Annotated in this window: 16 protein-coding genes and 1 tRNA gene; 6 read left to right on the plus strand and 11 right to left on the minus strand. The window is 57.0% G+C overall.

Annotated elements, in window-relative coordinates:
• Positions 1 to 118 precede the first annotated feature (118 nt).
• The 4 genes from arsB to ACXAET_RS13445 are packed head-to-tail and all read right to left on the minus strand — an operon-like array spanning position 119 to position 4,258.
• Positions 119 to 1,171: an ACR3 family arsenite efflux transporter gene (gene arsB / locus ACXAET_RS13430; RefSeq protein ID WP_475185851.1), complete on the minus strand. Its 1,053-nt coding sequence runs from the start codon at positions 1,169 to 1,171 to the stop codon at positions 119 to 121.
• On the minus strand, positions 1,168 to 2,433 hold the full coding sequence (gene arsJ / locus ACXAET_RS13435; RefSeq protein ID WP_475185854.1) for an organoarsenical effux MFS transporter ArsJ: 1,266 nt from the start codon (positions 2,431 to 2,433) through the stop codon (positions 1,168 to 1,170). The genes arsB and arsJ overlap by 4 nt, the downstream gene beginning before the upstream one ends.
• A complete protein-coding gene (locus ACXAET_RS13440; RefSeq protein WP_475185858.1) occupies positions 2,430 to 3,428 on the minus strand; it encodes an ArsJ-associated glyceraldehyde-3-phosphate dehydrogenase in 999 nt (332 codons plus the stop codon). The genes arsJ and ACXAET_RS13440 overlap by 4 nt, the downstream gene beginning before the upstream one ends.
• Positions 3,425 to 4,258 carry an arsenate reductase/protein-tyrosine-phosphatase family protein gene (locus tag ACXAET_RS13445; RefSeq protein ID WP_475185860.1) on the minus strand — a complete coding sequence of 278 codons (834 nt, stop codon included), beginning with the start codon at positions 4,256 to 4,258 and terminating at the stop codon, positions 3,425 to 3,427. The genes ACXAET_RS13440 and ACXAET_RS13445 overlap by 4 nt, the downstream gene beginning before the upstream one ends.
• A 216-nt stretch (positions 4,259 to 4,474) precedes the next feature.
• Here ACXAET_RS13445 and ACXAET_RS13450 point away from each other — a divergent pair.
• A tRNA-Thr gene (locus ACXAET_RS13450) sits at positions 4,475 to 4,550 on the plus strand.
• 65 nt (positions 4,551 to 4,615) lie between these two features.
• On the opposite strand, the gene ACXAET_RS13455 is transcribed toward ACXAET_RS13450, so the two are convergent.
• The 7 genes from ACXAET_RS13455 to ACXAET_RS13485 all read right to left on the minus strand — a co-directional run bounded on the left by ACXAET_RS13455 (position 4,616) and on the right by ACXAET_RS13485 (position 10,552).
• On the minus strand, positions 4,616 to 5,041 hold the full coding sequence (locus tag ACXAET_RS13455; protein ID WP_475185862.1) for a hypothetical protein: 426 nt from the start codon (positions 5,039 to 5,041) through the stop codon (positions 4,616 to 4,618).
• 259 nt (positions 5,042 to 5,300) lie between these two features.
• Positions 5,301 to 7,229, minus strand: a complete 1,929-nt coding sequence (gene dxs / locus ACXAET_RS13460; protein WP_475185865.1) for a 1-deoxy-D-xylulose-5-phosphate synthase — start codon at positions 7,227 to 7,229, stop codon at positions 5,301 to 5,303.
• A gap of 13 nt (positions 7,230 to 7,242) precedes the next feature.
• Positions 7,243 to 8,109: a polyprenyl synthetase family protein gene (locus ACXAET_RS13465; protein ID WP_475185867.1), complete on the minus strand. Its 867-nt coding sequence runs from the start codon at positions 8,107 to 8,109 to the stop codon at positions 7,243 to 7,245.
• Positions 8,109 to 8,351 carry an exodeoxyribonuclease VII small subunit gene (locus ACXAET_RS13470; protein WP_058272726.1) on the minus strand — a complete coding sequence of 81 codons (243 nt, stop codon included), beginning with the start codon at positions 8,349 to 8,351 and terminating at the stop codon, positions 8,109 to 8,111. Before ACXAET_RS13470 ends, ACXAET_RS13465 begins: the two co-directional genes overlap by 1 nt.
• Complete coding sequence (locus ACXAET_RS13475) at positions 8,348 to 9,274, minus strand: histone deacetylase family protein (RefSeq protein ID WP_475185868.1); 927 nt, start codon at positions 9,272 to 9,274, stop codon at positions 8,348 to 8,350. Before ACXAET_RS13475 ends, ACXAET_RS13470 begins: the two co-directional genes overlap by 4 nt.
• A 67-nt stretch (positions 9,275 to 9,341) precedes the next feature.
• On the minus strand, positions 9,342 to 10,043 hold the full coding sequence (locus tag ACXAET_RS13480) for a response regulator (protein ID WP_475185871.1): 702 nt from the start codon (positions 10,041 to 10,043) through the stop codon (positions 9,342 to 9,344).
• Positions 10,040 to 10,552 (minus strand): MarR family winged helix-turn-helix transcriptional regulator, encoded by a 513-nt coding sequence (locus tag ACXAET_RS13485; RefSeq protein WP_475185874.1) that lies wholly within the window; start codon positions 10,550 to 10,552, stop codon positions 10,040 to 10,042. Before ACXAET_RS13485 ends, ACXAET_RS13480 begins: the two co-directional genes overlap by 4 nt.
• Before the next feature lie 159 nt (positions 10,553 to 10,711).
• Between ACXAET_RS13485 and ACXAET_RS13490 the strand changes: the two genes are divergently transcribed.
• The 5 genes from ACXAET_RS13490 (at position 10,712) to ACXAET_RS13510 (ending at position 15,251) form a co-directional block, all read left to right on the plus strand.
• Positions 10,712 to 11,578 (plus strand): branched-chain amino acid aminotransferase, encoded by an 867-nt coding sequence (locus ACXAET_RS13490; protein ID WP_475185875.1) that lies wholly within the window; start codon positions 10,712 to 10,714, stop codon positions 11,576 to 11,578.
• Between the two features lie 127 nt (positions 11,579 to 11,705).
• Positions 11,706 to 12,656, plus strand: coding sequence for an AraC family transcriptional regulator (locus ACXAET_RS13495; RefSeq protein WP_475187222.1), 951 nt, complete (start codon positions 11,706 to 11,708; stop codon positions 12,654 to 12,656).
• Between the two features lie 109 nt (positions 12,657 to 12,765).
• Positions 12,766 to 13,131: an SPW repeat domain-containing protein gene (locus ACXAET_RS13500; RefSeq protein ID WP_068339612.1), complete on the plus strand. Its 366-nt coding sequence runs from the start codon at positions 12,766 to 12,768 to the stop codon at positions 13,129 to 13,131.
• A 134-nt stretch (positions 13,132 to 13,265) separates the two neighbouring features.
• Complete coding sequence (locus tag ACXAET_RS13505; RefSeq protein ID WP_475185877.1) at positions 13,266 to 14,834, plus strand: alkaline phosphatase D family protein; 1,569 nt, start codon at positions 13,266 to 13,268, stop codon at positions 14,832 to 14,834.
• Between the two features lie 207 nt (positions 14,835 to 15,041).
• A complete protein-coding gene (locus tag ACXAET_RS13510; RefSeq protein ID WP_475185878.1) occupies positions 15,042 to 15,251 on the plus strand; it encodes a hypothetical protein in 210 nt (69 codons plus the stop codon).
• Positions 15,252 to 15,277: the final 26 nt, after the last annotated feature.

Consider the following 15,277-nt stretch of genomic DNA (forward strand, 5'->3'; position numbering starts at 1 on the left):
ACACTGCACGATTGGCTCTTAATAAAATCTAAGTGAGCCTTATTTTTCTTCGCTTCCCCTGTTTTATGGTTAACAAACTGTAAAAATTAATCATTTTGTAAGAGGAGAGTTGGCTTTTCTAAGACCTCAAGGACTTGGTGCCGGTCACTCCTGACCTTTCAGGTTCGGGAAACCGCGAGCGGGTACGATTGGCAAAAGCAACAAGCGACAGCATGACCGGAACCTCGACCAGAACCCCAACGACTGTCGCCAAAGCAGCGCCTGAGTTCAGGCCGAACAGGCTGATGGCGACAGCGACGGCCAGCTCAAAGAAGTTCGACGTACCGATCATGGCGCATGGGGCTGCGATTCGATGGGGGACTTTCAGAGCATAGGCCGCCCCGTAGGCCAGCGCGAAAATGCCGTAGCTCTGGATCAGGATCGGAACCGCGATCAGCGCGATCACCAACGGCTTGGCCAGAATAGTCTGACCCTGAAGACCGAACAAGATAACGACTGTGACGATCAGGCCCATGACCGACCATGGCTTTACGCGGGATGAAAAGGCATCAATGGCGTCTTGTGAACCCAGTTTGCGGCGCGTGATCAGCCCGGCGATCAACGGCAGCACAACATAAAGCACCGTCGCCAGAACCAGTGTTTGCCATGGCACCTCGATGTCAGTTACGCCCAGCAGGAACGCCACTATTGGGGCAAAAGCCACGACCATAATCAGATCGTTCACCGAGACCTGCACCAGCGTGTAAGTCGCATCCCCTTTGGTAAGTTGGGACCAAACAAACACCATCGCGGTACAGGGGGCCGCGCCCAGCAGGATCAGGCCGGCTATGTATTGTGCGGCGTCTTCGGGCTGAATCCAGGGCGCAAAGACATAGTTGAAAAACACAACGGCCAGAAAGGCCATGGTGAAGGGTTTGATCAGCCAGTTGACAACGAGCGTCACGATCAGACCTTTCGGTTGGCGCGCGACCCCCGCTACTGCGCCAAAGTCGACACCGACCATCATCGGGTAGACCATCGCCCAGATCAGGACGGCCACCACCAGATTGACGCTGGCCACCTCAGCCGAGGCAGTCAGTTGAACGAAACCGGGTGCGGCGAGGCCGATCAGCATACCACCAACCATAGCCAGAGCGACCCACACGGTCAGGTAGCGTTCGAAGATGCTCATGCATAGGCCTCATTTGTTTGATCCGTCAGCTTGCCGGATGTCAGTGCCGCCAATGCTATCATCACAGCAGACGTGCCCAGAACCAGTGGAAGCCCGCCAATCTGGTAGGTCAGGCCAGACAGAACAGTGCCCACAAGGCGGCCTGTCGCGTTGGCCATGTAGTAGAACCCTACATCCATCGTTACACGCTCAGACTTGGTGAAAGCCAGGATCAGATAGGAATGCAAAGATGAGTTCACAGCGAAAATTGCCCCGAACACCAGCAAACCTATGACAAGCGTTATGGTCAGCCATGCCTCGGGCCCAGATGAGGCAAGCACTGCAACCGTCAAAGCGGCGGGAACACAAAACAGTATTGCGGCCCATTTACGCGCGGCGCGGATCAGGTCGCCTTCGCTGCGCCGGGATGCGCGAAGGATACCAGGTGCGATGGCCTGAATGGCGCCGTAAAGGATGACCCAGACGGCCATGAAGGTGCCGATCATGAAGAACGCCGCGCGGTTTCCATCTTCGGTGCCGTCTGACAACACAGCATAAAAGTAAATCGGTATACCAACGACGAACCACACATCCCGTGCGCCAAAAAGAAAAACCCGCGCCGCCGACAGCCAATTCACGTTGGCGGATTTCGAAAACACCTCTGAGAACTTTGCACCTTTACGCCCTTTCGGCAGGCCAGGTGGCATGTACAGAATGACCGCCGCAAGGATGACGGCCAGCACAATCGCCATGACCAGCACAGCCCAGACAAAACCCAATGTGGCCAACAGCGCAGCCCCGAGTAAAAAGCCCAGCCCTTTGACCGCGTTCTTTGAGCCGGTCAGCATCGCGACCCAGCGGAACAGTCCGCCGCCCTCGGGCGGGGCCAAGAGTTTGACGGCAGATTTTGAGGACATTTTAGCCAGATCTTTCGCCACTCCGCTGGCACCCTGCACAAGCATGACAAAGGTAACAGAAGCGCCGATCGCCCAATTAGGGTCTAATTGCGTCAACGCCAAAAGCGCCACGACCTGAAGCCCCAGACCGGCATACAGGGTCGAGGTCAAACCGAACCGAGCCGCGATCCATCCGGCGGTAAGATTTGTGACCATACCCGCGATCTCATACAGCACAAACAGGTAGGCCAGCTGCACCGGTGAGAAGCCCAGGGTGTGAAAATGCAGCAGCACCAGCATGCGCAGGGCCCCGTCGGTCAGCATAAACGCCCAGTACGCCGCGGTAACGGCGATATAGGCCGACAGACCTTCGGGTCTTTGTGTCACAGCGTGTTTCCAACCATGAACGCAACGTCGACAAGGCGGTGGGCATAGCCCATCTCGTTGTCATACCACGCATAAACCTTCACCTGCGTCCCGTTCACCACCATGGTTGAGGGCGCGTCGATGATCGAAGACCGTTCGTCGTTGGTATAATCAGTTGAGACCAGCGGGCGCGTCTCATAGCCCAGAATACCCTTGAGTTCACCTTCGGCTGCGGCTTTGAAGAATGTGTTGACCTCGTCAACACTGGTCTCCCGTTCAACCTCGAACACGCAATCCGTCAGCGAGGCGTTCAGCAGCGGCACGCGCACTGCATGACCGTTCAAACGCCCGGTGAGTTCGGGGTAAATCAATGTAATCGCTGTGGCTGACCCCGTGGTGGTCGGGATCAGAGAATTCAATGCTGATCGCGCGCGCCGCAGGTCCTTCGCGGGTCGGTCTACGATGGTCTGGGTGTTGGTCACGTCGTGGATTGTCGTCATCGACCCGTGACGGATGCCCAGGTTTTCGTGGATCACTTTCACCACCGGCGCCAGACAGTTCGTGGTGCAGGACGCTGCCGTGACGATGTGATGAACAGCAGGATCGTAAATGCTATCATTAACACCCATGACAATATTTGCGGTCGGGCCGTCCTTTACCGGGGCCGACACCACAACCTTTTTCACCCCGGCTTTGAAATAGGGGGCCAGCTTGGCCTCGGTCTTGAAGACACCGGTGCAATCGATCACCACGTCGACGCCGTCCAGCGGTAACTGGCCAAGTTCCTTCGTGCCAATGAAAGGCAGTCGGGTTCCGTTGATTGTCACGCTATTGGTGTCATGTTCGAAGCACGCATCCCAGCGGCCGTGAACTGTGTCGAACTCAAATAGATGCGCATGCATCGCCGGATCGCCGACACCATCATTGATCCATGCGATCTTGGCACCCTTTTCAAGCAACGGTTTCAACGCCAGCTTTCCGATCCGGCCCAGACCGTTTACCGCAAACGTCGTCATTTGATGTCCTCAACAGGTGTTCTGCCGATGTCATCGACTGCGGATTGCAGTGCGATCCGGTCAAGGCTTTCGACGGGAAGTGCAGTGAAGGCCTGTATCCGGCGCTTGAGTGCGCCATAGGCTCTTTGGAACGCGAGGCTTTTTTCAGCATCCGTGCCTTCAGCTTTCACCGGATCTTCCATGCCCCAATGGCCGCTGATCGGCTGCCCTTGCCACGCTGGGCATTCCTCATTTGCGGCCTTGTTGCAGACGGTGAACACAAAATCCATTTCTGGCGCGTCAGGGCCGGAAAACTCTGACACTGTCTTGGACCGGAGCAAGGACGTGTCGTGCCCCTTGTCCGCCAGAACCTGCACCGCAAACGGGTTCAGTTCGGAAAAAGGCCTTGTACCGGCTGAGTAGACGTTGAACCGGTCACCGCCGAAATCCCGCAGAAGCGATTCAGCGAAGATGGAGCGCGCGGAGTTCCCGACGCAAATGAACAATACGTTGAACTTCCGATCTGTCATTGTGCCTTTTCCTTGCTGTAAGGGCATACAGATATCCGGGCGACCCCGGCAGCAATCGTTCAGCAGAAAGCCAAGCATCTGCTGCACGTTCTTCATTTCCACCGAATAAAGCAGAGAGGTTCCTGACCGTTCCTGCGTTACCAGGCCCGAGCGTTGAAGCGCGTTCAGATAGTTCGACAACGTACTGGGTTTGATGCCCAGTTCGTTTGACAGTTCGCCCGCAGGCACAGTGTCAGGAAAGCGTCGCATTAACATGCGAAACACCGAAATACGTTGCGGGTGGCCGAGAATGGCCAGTTGGTCTGCAATTGATTCTATCATAATTCATGAAATATCGAAATATAGATTATACCTCAATACCGGTTCGGCTCCGTTACATAAAATTCACAAATGCAAAACCGGGGTAGACTGGGCTTTTGCCTTTCAACATTGCTGTGTCGTATTTGACGGTCTCCAAGGACCTGTTTCGACACCTTGCATAAACCCGAACAAGAAGGCTTGCGTGTTCCAACCTGACCGACTAAAGAACGATCGCCTGCCTCAATAGCTCAGCTGGTAGAGCAGGTCCTTCGTAAGGACAAGGTCGGGGGTTCGAGTCCCTCTTGAGGCACCATTTTCACAAGTTTGAGAAAAATTTACGTGGGTAACTGTCTACCAAGGCTCAAAGCGCAACCGCGGCTAAAGACATTCCTGCACGCCAAGGCGTATGAGATAGTCACCGGAAACTAGGAAAAGTTCGCTGGGTCCGGCGTATCTGGCTTTGGACATAAACCAGTTTTTGACCGGAGTCGGGTAGTAGCTGGATAGAGACGCGCTTTTTCTTTCGAATTCACTGGCCGTCATTTCCGTGCGATTCATCCGGTAGGGGCCGTGAAAACCAAATACTGTTTTGCGAGAAATGCAAACATCATCCGCACCCAGCAGCATGGTGCAGCTGGAATGACAAAAGTCCCCGGTTATCCGGAACTGTGTATTGGTTCGGTTGGCGATCTCAATCTGGACCAAACGGTCCAAGATACGCCCGCCAGAATCGTTGCCGACCTGTATATCTCTTGATGCCGCTGGCACGCTCGTCAGAAAGCATGCCACCAGCGCCGCAATCATGTTTCTCATCCGCCCGCCTGCTCAAGGGTGGTTTTTTGTTTTGACTACCTGTAGCAGAAAAACCCGGACGCAAAAACGCTGTCAAAAAACATGAGAGAATCCTGTGTTCTCAATAACTCACCCGAAGGGAATCGGCCTGCCTCCGCAATCAGGGCCGTAGCGGCGCGTTGGGCCTCAAAGGCAGGCGCTCAACCTGAGGTGCAGCAGAGAAAGAAATCACAACAGTAGTTGCGTTTTGATCCGTGACGGTTCCGACGTCTCATGCGCGTTTTTCATCCAGGGACGCAACGCCCAACACCGACAAAACCTTGGCCTCGATCTGTTGGGCGTTCAGGCCCGCAACAGTGTACATATCGGATGGGCTGGCCTGATCAATGAAAGTATCCGGCAGCACCATCGAGCGGTATTTCAACCCGCGATCGAATACGCCCTCATCCGCCAAAAGCTGCGCGACGTGACTGCCGAAACCGCCAATGGCACCTTCTTCGATGGTTATCAGAGCCTCGTGGTTCGCGGCCAGATCAAGGATCAAATCGCGGTCCAGTGGTTTGGCAAACCGAGCATCGGCAATGGTTGGGGTTATGCCCCGGGCCGAAAGAGCCTCAGCCGCTTTCTGAACTTCTGCCAGACGGGTTCCGAACGAAAGTATCGCCACGCGTGCGCCTTGTTGAATCAGGCGGCCTTTGCCGATCTCAAGAACCTCACCACGCTCGGGCAGATCGACGCCCACGCCTTCACCGCGCGGGTAGCGGAAGGCAATGGGGCCTGCATCATGAGCCGCCGCAGTGGCGACCATGTGCATCAGTTCGGCTTCATCCGCAGCCGCCATGACTGTCATACCGGGCAGGTTGGACAGGTAGGCGATATCGAACGACCCCGCATGGGTTGCCCCATCGGCACCGACCAAACCGGCGCGGTCGATGGCAAAACGTACCGGAAGGCGCTGAATGGCCACATCATGAACCACTTGATCATACCCGCGTTGCAGGAAGGTGGAATAGATCGCGCAGAACGGCTTCATCCCTCCCGCAGCCAGCGCTGCGGCGAATGTCACGCCATGCTGCTCGGCAATCGCGACGTCGAAGCAGCGTGAAGGGTAGCGTTCCGCAAACAGATTCAGGCCGGTTCCGTCTGGCATTGCGGCGGTGACGGCAACGATCTTGTCGTCGCGTCCGGCTTCCTCAACCAGCGTCTTGCCAAAGACTGAGGTGTAAGATGGCGCGTTGGACGGCGCCTTTTTCTGCTCACCCGTCACCACGTCGAATTTCGCGGTGGCATGTCCCTTGTCGCGGGCCTGCTCCGCCGGGGCATAGCCCTTGCCCTTTTTGGTCAGCACGTGGATCAGAATCGGGCCGGTCGCCCGTGCCTTTACCGTGCGCAGCACCGGCAGAAGCTGGTCCATATCATGCCCGTCAAGCGGGCCGATGTAGGAAAACCCCAACTCTTCGAACAATGTACCGCCCACGGCCATACCTTTCAGCATTTCCTTGGCACGCTTGGCACCCTCGCGGAACGGTTCGGGCAACAGCGACACCGCGCCTTTGGCGGCGGCTTTCAACTCGTGGAACGGGGCTTCGGTATAGATACGTGACAGGTAGTTCGACAGCGCGCCAACAGGTGGGGCGATGCTCATGTCGTTGTCGTTCAGGATCACGATCAGGCGCTTTTTCAGATGGCCTGCGTTGTTCATCGCCTCAAAAGCCATGCCCGCCGACATTGAGCCATCGCCGATCACGGCAATCGCGTCACCCAGCCCCTCCGATGTGACACCGCCCAGATCGCGGGCAACCGCAAACCCAAGCGCTGCGCTGATCGAGGTTGAGCTATGTGCCGCGCCGAACGGGTCATAGGGGCTTTCGCTGCGTTTGGTGAAACCGCTCAGGCCGTCTTTCATGCGTAGGGTGCGAATACGGTCGCGCCGCCCGGTCAGGATTTTGTGGGGATAGCACTGATGCCCCACATCCCAGATGATCTTGTCACGCGGGGCATCAAAAACGGCATGCAACGCAGTCGTCAGTTCCACCACGCCAAGCCCGGCGCCGAGATGTCCACCTGTGACCGAAACGGCCGAGATCGTCTCGGACCGCAATTCCTGTGCAAGCTGGGTCAGTTGCGCATCTGAAAATTGCTTGAGATCCGCAGGTCGGTTCACAAGGTCCAGCAGAGGCGTTTTCGGGCGGTCAGTCATTGGCGATCCTGGCTTAGCTGTCCCGGGCAATAACGAAGCGGGCGGCATCCTTCAAGGTTTCAGCCGATGCGCCATAGTCTGTAACGGCGGCACAGGCCTCTTCCACAAGTTCCGAAGCCCGGGCCTTGGCCGCATCCAAACCCAGTAACGAAACAAAAGTGGCTTTACCGGCCCTGGCGTCTTTTTGCAGGCGCTTCCCGGCTTTTTCGGCATCACCTTCGACATCCAAAATGTCGTCTGCGATCTGAAAGGCAAGGCCAAGCGCCCGGGCATATTGGCGCAACGGCGCAGGGTCGGCCTGTGCCAGCCTCGCGCCTGCGCAGGATGACCACTCGATCAATGCGCCGGTCTTGCCGGCCTGCAAACGCGTGATCTCGCTCAGCGTAAGCGGGGACGCCGCCGTCTCAGCGGCAATATCCAAGGCTTGCCCCAGCACCATCCCCTGAGCGCCGCTGGCCTGGGCGAGTGTCAGGGCCAAATCAGCACGCACGTCGGCTGTGCCAACTTCGGGCCGCGTGCAAAGTTCGAATGCCAGCGTGTGCAGCGCATCCCCCGCCAAAACGGCCGTGCCCTCATCCCATTTCATATGCACAGTTGGTCGACCACGACGCAGGTCATCGTCATCCATGCAGGGCAGATCGTCATGCACCAGCGAATAAGCGTGCAATGCCTCAATCCCCGTGGCGGGCCAGATCGCGCGGTCGATGTCCACCTGATGCATGCGCGCGCTTTCAAGCACCAGAAACCCGCGCAACCGCTTGCCCCCTTGCGTGGCATAGGCCATCGCCTGTGCGACATCCACGTCGCTCAGCGCGCCCAGAATCAGATCAAACTGCTTCTGAATCCGTGCCGCATCCTGCGCCAGTCTTTCGCGAAACATTACTGACCTTCGACAGGCGTTGTCCCGGTTGGCTGTCCATTGGCATCCAGGGTGATCGCGGCGACCTTTTCCTCGGCCCGCTTCAGCTCATCCTCGCATCGCTTTTTTAGCGCCGCACCGCGCTCGTAAAGAGCGATCGACTGATCCAGCGCCACGTCGCCGCGCTCAAGCTGGCCAACCACGGCTTCAAGCTCTTTCATAGCCTGTTCGAATGTCATCTGGTCTACGGGGGTATCGGTCATCGGGCTGCCTTCATCAATTCTTCCACATGGGCGCGTGTGGCCTCGGCCAATGCGTTCAGATCATACCCGCCTTCCAGAGTCGAGACGATACGTCCGTCGCACATCTCATCGGCGATCTTGCACAGCTCGGCCGTGATCCAGGCGAAATCGCCGGTCGACCAGTTCAGATTTGCCAGCGGATCGTCCTGATGCGCGTCGAAACCGGCAGAGATGATGATTAATTCGGGCTTGAAGGCACGCAGGCGGGGGAAGGCCTGATTTTCATAGGCCGCACGCATTTCGGCCCCGCCGGTTCCCGGTGATAGTGGTATGTTGAGTACGGTCTCATACGCGCCTGTCTCATCCGCTCGCCCGGAACCGGGCCAAAGCGGCATCTGTTGGCTGGTGATCAGCAGCGCGCGACGTTCGTCCCATAGTAAATCCTGCGTGCCGTTGCCGTGGTGTACGTCGAAATCAACCACCGCGACCCGGTTCAACCCGTGATGGTCCAGCGCATGCTTGGCCGCCAGCGCTGCATTGCCGAACAGGCAGAAACCCATTGCAGTCTCTGATTCAGCGTGGTGCCCGGGAGGCCGGATCGCACAAAACGCATTCGGAGCCTCTCCGCCCAGCACCATATCCACCGCGCGCACCACAGCCCCTGCTGCCCGATATGCGGCATCGACCGAACCGGCAGACATGAATGTATCGCCGTCAATCTGGGCAAAACCATCAATGGGGCAAGACTCGCGAATTTCCCGGATGTAGCTTTCCGGATGTATCCGCAACAGATCGTCATCGGCGGCCAATGGCGCTGTAGTCCGGCGAAGGTCCAGCGGTTCCAGCGCGTGCAATACATGCTCCAGCCGCGCCACCCGTTCAGGATGCCCGTCCGGTGTCACATGCCTGAGACAATCCGCATGGGTCAAAAGCGCGGTCTTCATCACGATCCCCTGTTCATTCGCGTAAAAAACTTATGCAGAGGACATAAAACCGTCTTTGGTAACAAAATCAATCCGGTGCCAGCATATATCCGGCGCCGCGCACCGTTTGAAGGTATCGCGGTTGTTTTGGGTCCTGTTCGATCTTGCGACGCAGGCGAGTGATCTGGACATCAACGGCACGCTCCTGCGCCTGACCCTTGTCGCGCCCCAAATCCTCGACCAGCTTGGCCCGGCTGATCGGCTCACCGGGTTGGGTCGAGAAAATCTTCATTAATTGGCTTTCGGTTGCGGTCAGGCGCACAGGGTCTTCGCCTTGCCACATCTCGCCGCGCTCAACATCATAGCGGATCGGGCCGAGGTTCAGGATTTTGCTTGCGGCATCCTGCGCAGGCGTTTCCGGCATGCGCCTGAGGATGGCGTTGATCCGCAGAAGCAGTTCTTTCGGCTCGAACGGTTTGGCAAGGTAATCGTCTGCCCCAGCCTCTAGCCCGGCTATGCGATGCTCGGTCTCGCCGCGCGCGGTCAAAAGAAGGATCGGCGTCGTATGTGTCTCGCGCAGCGTTCTGGTCAGACTTACGCCATCCTCACCGGGCATCATCACGTCCAGAACGATCATGTCGAAATCCAGGCCGGACAAGACCCGCCGTGCATGGGCGGCATCACGGGCAGCCGTCACCAGAAACCCGTTTTTCATCAGGAATTTCTTGAGCAGATCACGGATACGCTCATCGTCGTCGACGATCAGCAGATGGGCGTCCATATCGCTCATGAGGTCGTGTCCCGCAGTTTTGTATAGGCATGACGCATATCAGCATCCATCATCGCTTCAAGCACTTTGCGAAATCCCGAAACGGCTTCGGGACCGGCTTCCTTATAGGCGGCCCGCATCCGCACACGCTGGGCTTCAGATAGCCGAGCTTCAAGCGCTTTGCCCTTTTCAGTCAGAAACAGATGCCGCTCGCGCTTGTCGGTGGTGCCCACGCGGCTTTCGACAAGGCCATCTTCGATAAGGGTCCGCAGAACGCGGTTCAGCGACTGTTTCGTAACCCCGAGAATGGCCAGCAAGTTGTTGACCGTTGTGCCGGGCGCGCGGTTGATGAAATGAACGGCCCTGTGGTGCGCCCTACCATAGGCCATCTGCGCCAGAATACGGTCGGGGTCGGCAGTGAACCCGCGGTAAGCGAAAAACATCGCCTCGATCCCTTGTCGCAACTGTTCGTCAGTCAAAAACAAAAGGCTTTCTCCGCCAAAGACTTGGGCGGGGCGCGTATCCGACATAGTTTGCCTCATTCGTTGCATAAGTCGACTTTATGTCAGCGTTATTGACATTCCAAGAGTGGACAGGTATCGAGCCGCAATTTCTGCGCAACTTTACTTTCGCAACCGTGTAAAATGGCGCAACAACCGAAAAATTCAACCCGGTTCAGGAGGTTTCGGATGGCGGGGTATGATGATCGTGATGGCGTGATCTGGATGGATGGTAAGTTGGTGCCATGGCGTGAAGCCAATGTTCACATCCTGACCCACGCAATGCACTATGCATCCTCGGTCTTCGAGGGTGAGCGTGCGTATAACGGCAAGATCTTCAAAAGCCGTGAGCATTCCAAACGGCTGATTGCGTCGGCCGAGGCTCTGGACATGCCGATACCCTACACCATTGATCAGATCGAAACTGCCAAGAACGAGGCGTTGGAAGCCAGCGGCTTGCAGGATGCGTATGTTCGCGCTCTGGTCTGGCGCGGATCGGGTGAGGATATGGGCGTGGCGTCCGCCCGAAACCCGGTGCATATGGCGATCGCGGTCTGGCCTTGGGGTGCCTATTACGGCGACGCCAAGATGCAGGGTGCCAAGCTTGACATCGCCGAATGGAAGCGTCCCAGCCCCGAAACCATCCCGGTCCATGCCAAGGCGGCGGGTCTTTACATGATCTGCACGATTTCGAAACACAAGGCCGAGGCCAAAGGCTGTTCGGATGCTCTGTTCATGGACTACCGTGGTTACGTCGCCGAGGCGACGGGCGCCAACGTGTTTTTCGTCAAGGATGGTGAGGTTCACACACCCCTGGCGGATTGCTTCCTGAATGGCATCACGCGCCAGACGGTGATCCAGATGCTGAAAGACAAGGGCATCACCGTGATCGAGCGTCACATCAAACCCGAAGAGATGGCTGACTTTGAACAATGCTGGCTGACCGGTACCGCAGCCGAGGTCACGCCCGTCGGTCAGATCGGTGATTACACGTTCGAGGTGGGTGATATCACCCGCGAGATCGCCGCAGATTACGAGGCGCTGGTCCGCTCCTGATCTGCGATATCGGCAATTTCCCAAAACCCCCGCTGTCCGCGGGGGTTTTTCTTTGCCAGCCGTTCAAGCTTTTGTGCAGATGGTTCAAACGGCTGGACGAATGGGCAGCCGCGTGTACGTTACTCTCATGTTGGACCTGCTCAGCGATATCCTGACTCGCCTGTCTCTGCGTGGGACGTTCTATTTTCGAACGTCCTTTACGCCGCCTTTCGGTATTCAGGTTCCGGCCTTTCAGAACGTAGCGCGTTTCCATTTCGTACAACGCGGTGAGCTGAAGGTGCACGTGTCTAACACTGGGGAAACACTGCGTCTGAAGCAAGGAGACTTGATCCTGATCCCACATGGATCGGCACATGCATTGCTGTGCAACGAGGTCACGCCACTGGATGCACTGCCATTAGAGCAGGTTCTGGAAGACGCGGGTTACAAGGGTGACGGCGTTCTGATCCACGGTGGCGGGGACGAAGACCGTGATACGCAACTGATCTGTGGCCATTTCTCGTTCACCAGCCCGCCGGGCCGGCAAGGCACCGGGCATATGCTGATCGACCGCCTGCCACCCTACATTTTGATCGAAAACTATGGCGAAGAAGCAGGCATCTGGATCGAAGCCACCTTGCGGATGATCGGGTCGGAGATCAACGGCGCGCGGATCGGTGGCGACCTGATCGCGATGAAAATGTCCGAAGTGCTTTTTGCACAAGCCATCCGCGCACATCTGGAGCGTCAAAGCCCCAGTGATACTGCCCTTGCTGGTTTTGCCGATCCCCGCGTCTCACGGGCGCTGACTGCATTTCACCAATCCCCGGCGCAGGAATGGAGCGTCGAATCGTTGGCGCGAGAAGCAGGCATGTCGCGCACGGCTTTCGCGCAATTGTTTGCGGAGAAGATCGGAACCACGCCAATGCAATACCTGACCGACTGGCGGATGCAGATCGCCTGTCACGGGTTGACCGAAAATCGTTGGAACGTGGCTGATGCGGCGGCAGAGGTTGGCTATGCGTCCGAGGCCGCCTTTTCCCGTGTTTTCAAGAAACAGATTGGCCTGTCACCGGCGGCATACCGGTCAATGTACTGATCGGACTTAACTCTGAACGATCTGCAAGGTTTTCTGGACGATCCAGACTTAAACGTACGGAACTCCTAACCTAGCTTGAAGCCATGCCAAGCAAGGAAAGGAAATCTTAATGTCCGTTCGTTTCGTTACCCGCACCATTCATGCCTATCTGGACTATCCAGTGGCCGTGGCGCTGATGGCGCTGCCTTTTGTTCTGGGTCTTGGGGACTCGAACCCGATGGCTTTCTGGTTGTCGGTTGTCACCGGTGTGGCGGCGTTTGTACTGACCGTTCTAACCGATCACCACCTGGGAATGTGGCGGGTGCTGCCTTATAAATTCCACCTAGCTGTTGATCTGCTGGTTGGGCTTACATTCTTGGCCGCACCCAGCCTGTTTGGGTTTTCGGGCATTGATGCGATATACTACTGGCTGAACGGCGCGGCGGTGGTCGCCGTTATCTCACTCAGTGCGCCGGAACAAAGGGCAACTGCCTGAGTGGTTTTTCCAAGCAGTATCACCTCACCGTCGTGATACTTTCATGATTATGGGCCGCCTGTTGTCTGACAGGCGGCTCACTGCCGCTCACCAATCGCGGGGACTGGAAACGGTCGCCAGACAGGAGCGCAGTAATGAGCCGAATTCTTCGCCCCAACCGCCGTGCCGTTTTGACCGGCAGCGTCGCCCTTGGGGTGTCACTGTCTATGCCTGCGATCAGTCGCGCCAGCGCGCGACCGGTGTTTACGCATGGCGTACAATCCGGAGATGTTGACACGACAACCGGCATGATCTGGACCCGAACCGACCGTCCGGCCCGCGTGATGATGGAGGTGTCGACCACCGAAAGCTTTGCCAATGCCCGCAAGTTGGCCCCAATAGATGCTATCCCAAACAGCGATTTTGCCGTCAAACGACTAATCGAAGGGCTGCCCTCGGGTCAGGATATCTTCTATCGGTTCGTTGCAGCGGACCTGAGCAACATAAACGTGCTGTCAGAGCCTATTACAGGCCAATTCCGTACCGCGCCCACTAGCCGCAGAAACATCCGTTTCGTTTGGTCAGGCGACACGGCGGGTCAGGGCTGGGGCATTGATGACGAGGGGATGCGCACCTATGCCACAATGTTGCAGCACAGGCCAGATTTCTTCATCCACTCCGGCGACACCATCTATGCCGACAATCCTATGCAGGACGAGGTCGAAAAGGAGGGGCAACTGATCTGGAAAAACACCACCCTGATCGACGAAAAACGCAAGGTGGCCGAGACGTTGCCCGAATTCCGTGCCCAGTGGAAATACAACATGATGGACCAGCATGTGCGCGCGATGAATGCTGTCTGTCCGACCTTTTTCCAGTGGGACGATCACGAGGTAGTCAACAATTGGTCTGACGCCAAGGATCTGACAGAGGATGAACGATACAACGAGAAATCGGTTCACGTGCTGCAATCTCGTGCCAGCCGGGCATTCCATGAAATGACACCCTTACGGTTCACCCCAGCTGAACCGGGTCGGGTTTACCGCAAAATTTCCTACGGTCCGATGCTCGATGTGTTCTTTCTGGACCTGCGCAGCTATCGCGGGCCGAATGGGCCATCGATGGAAGCAGAGATTACGGATCAGTCCCGTATTCTTGGGGCGGAACAACTGGCTTGGTTGAAACGTGCGCTGGCTGCTTCGCAGGCCACCTGGAAGGTGATCGCGTCGGATATGCCGATTGGGTTGATCGTTTGGGATCGTTGGAAAGGAGAAAAATGGGTTGAGGCGATATCGAACGGGGACAACGGACCACCGATGGGCCGCGAGTTGGAAATCGCGGACCTGCTGCGGTTTATCAAAACTGAGAGTATCGTAAACACCGTCTGGGTCAGCGCGGATGTTCACTATACCGCGGCGCACTACTATGACCCTAACAAAGCCCAATTTCAGGATTTTGAGCCTTTCTGGGAATTTGTCTCGGGTCCGTTGCATGCAGGGACATTTGGGCCGCGGGTGCTTGACGGAACCTTTGGGCCCGAAGCAAAATTTTTCAAAGCACCGACCAGAGCGCAGGGTCCTAATTTACCCCCGAGCGCCGGGCTGCAATTCTTCGGCCTTGTCGATATCGACGGGGAGACGCAGCAGATGACGGTGCGTCTGATGGACCGCGCCGATACCGAACTGTGGTCCGTCACGCTCGACCCGCAACTTCGTGATCTTTGATCACGTAAATCTCACCCATGCCTTGCTATGGTGCGGTCGCTTTGCGCTTGCATTTTCTGACTAAAACAGTCAGATAACCGTAAAGGCCGGATGCACAGCAATCCGGCACAGAGTTTCGAGGCGGTTTGCGAGCTTAGCGCATAAATTGGTGAGAGCGCGCCGCCGCCTCGGAAACGATGAGCTACTGGGCAAGGTAAGAGTTTGAAGATGGACGATTCGCTGGATGAAATCCTGGCACGGTACGAAGCAGCAACCGCTTGCGGGTGTTGCTGTGATGACGACTTCTGCGCCTATCTCGACAAGAAAAAAACCAACGCCAACACCAAACGCGCAGACCGGTTGCCAGAAAGCGCCGCCAGTCGCCGCGGCTCCGTTCGTTTTCTTTACGAGAATCGCTCAGAAACCGTGGGCCGCTAACGGCCCCGGTCACCGTTGCATGGGTT

The sequence above is a fragment of the Ruegeria sp. AWH4_226 genome (assembly GCF_056159225.1).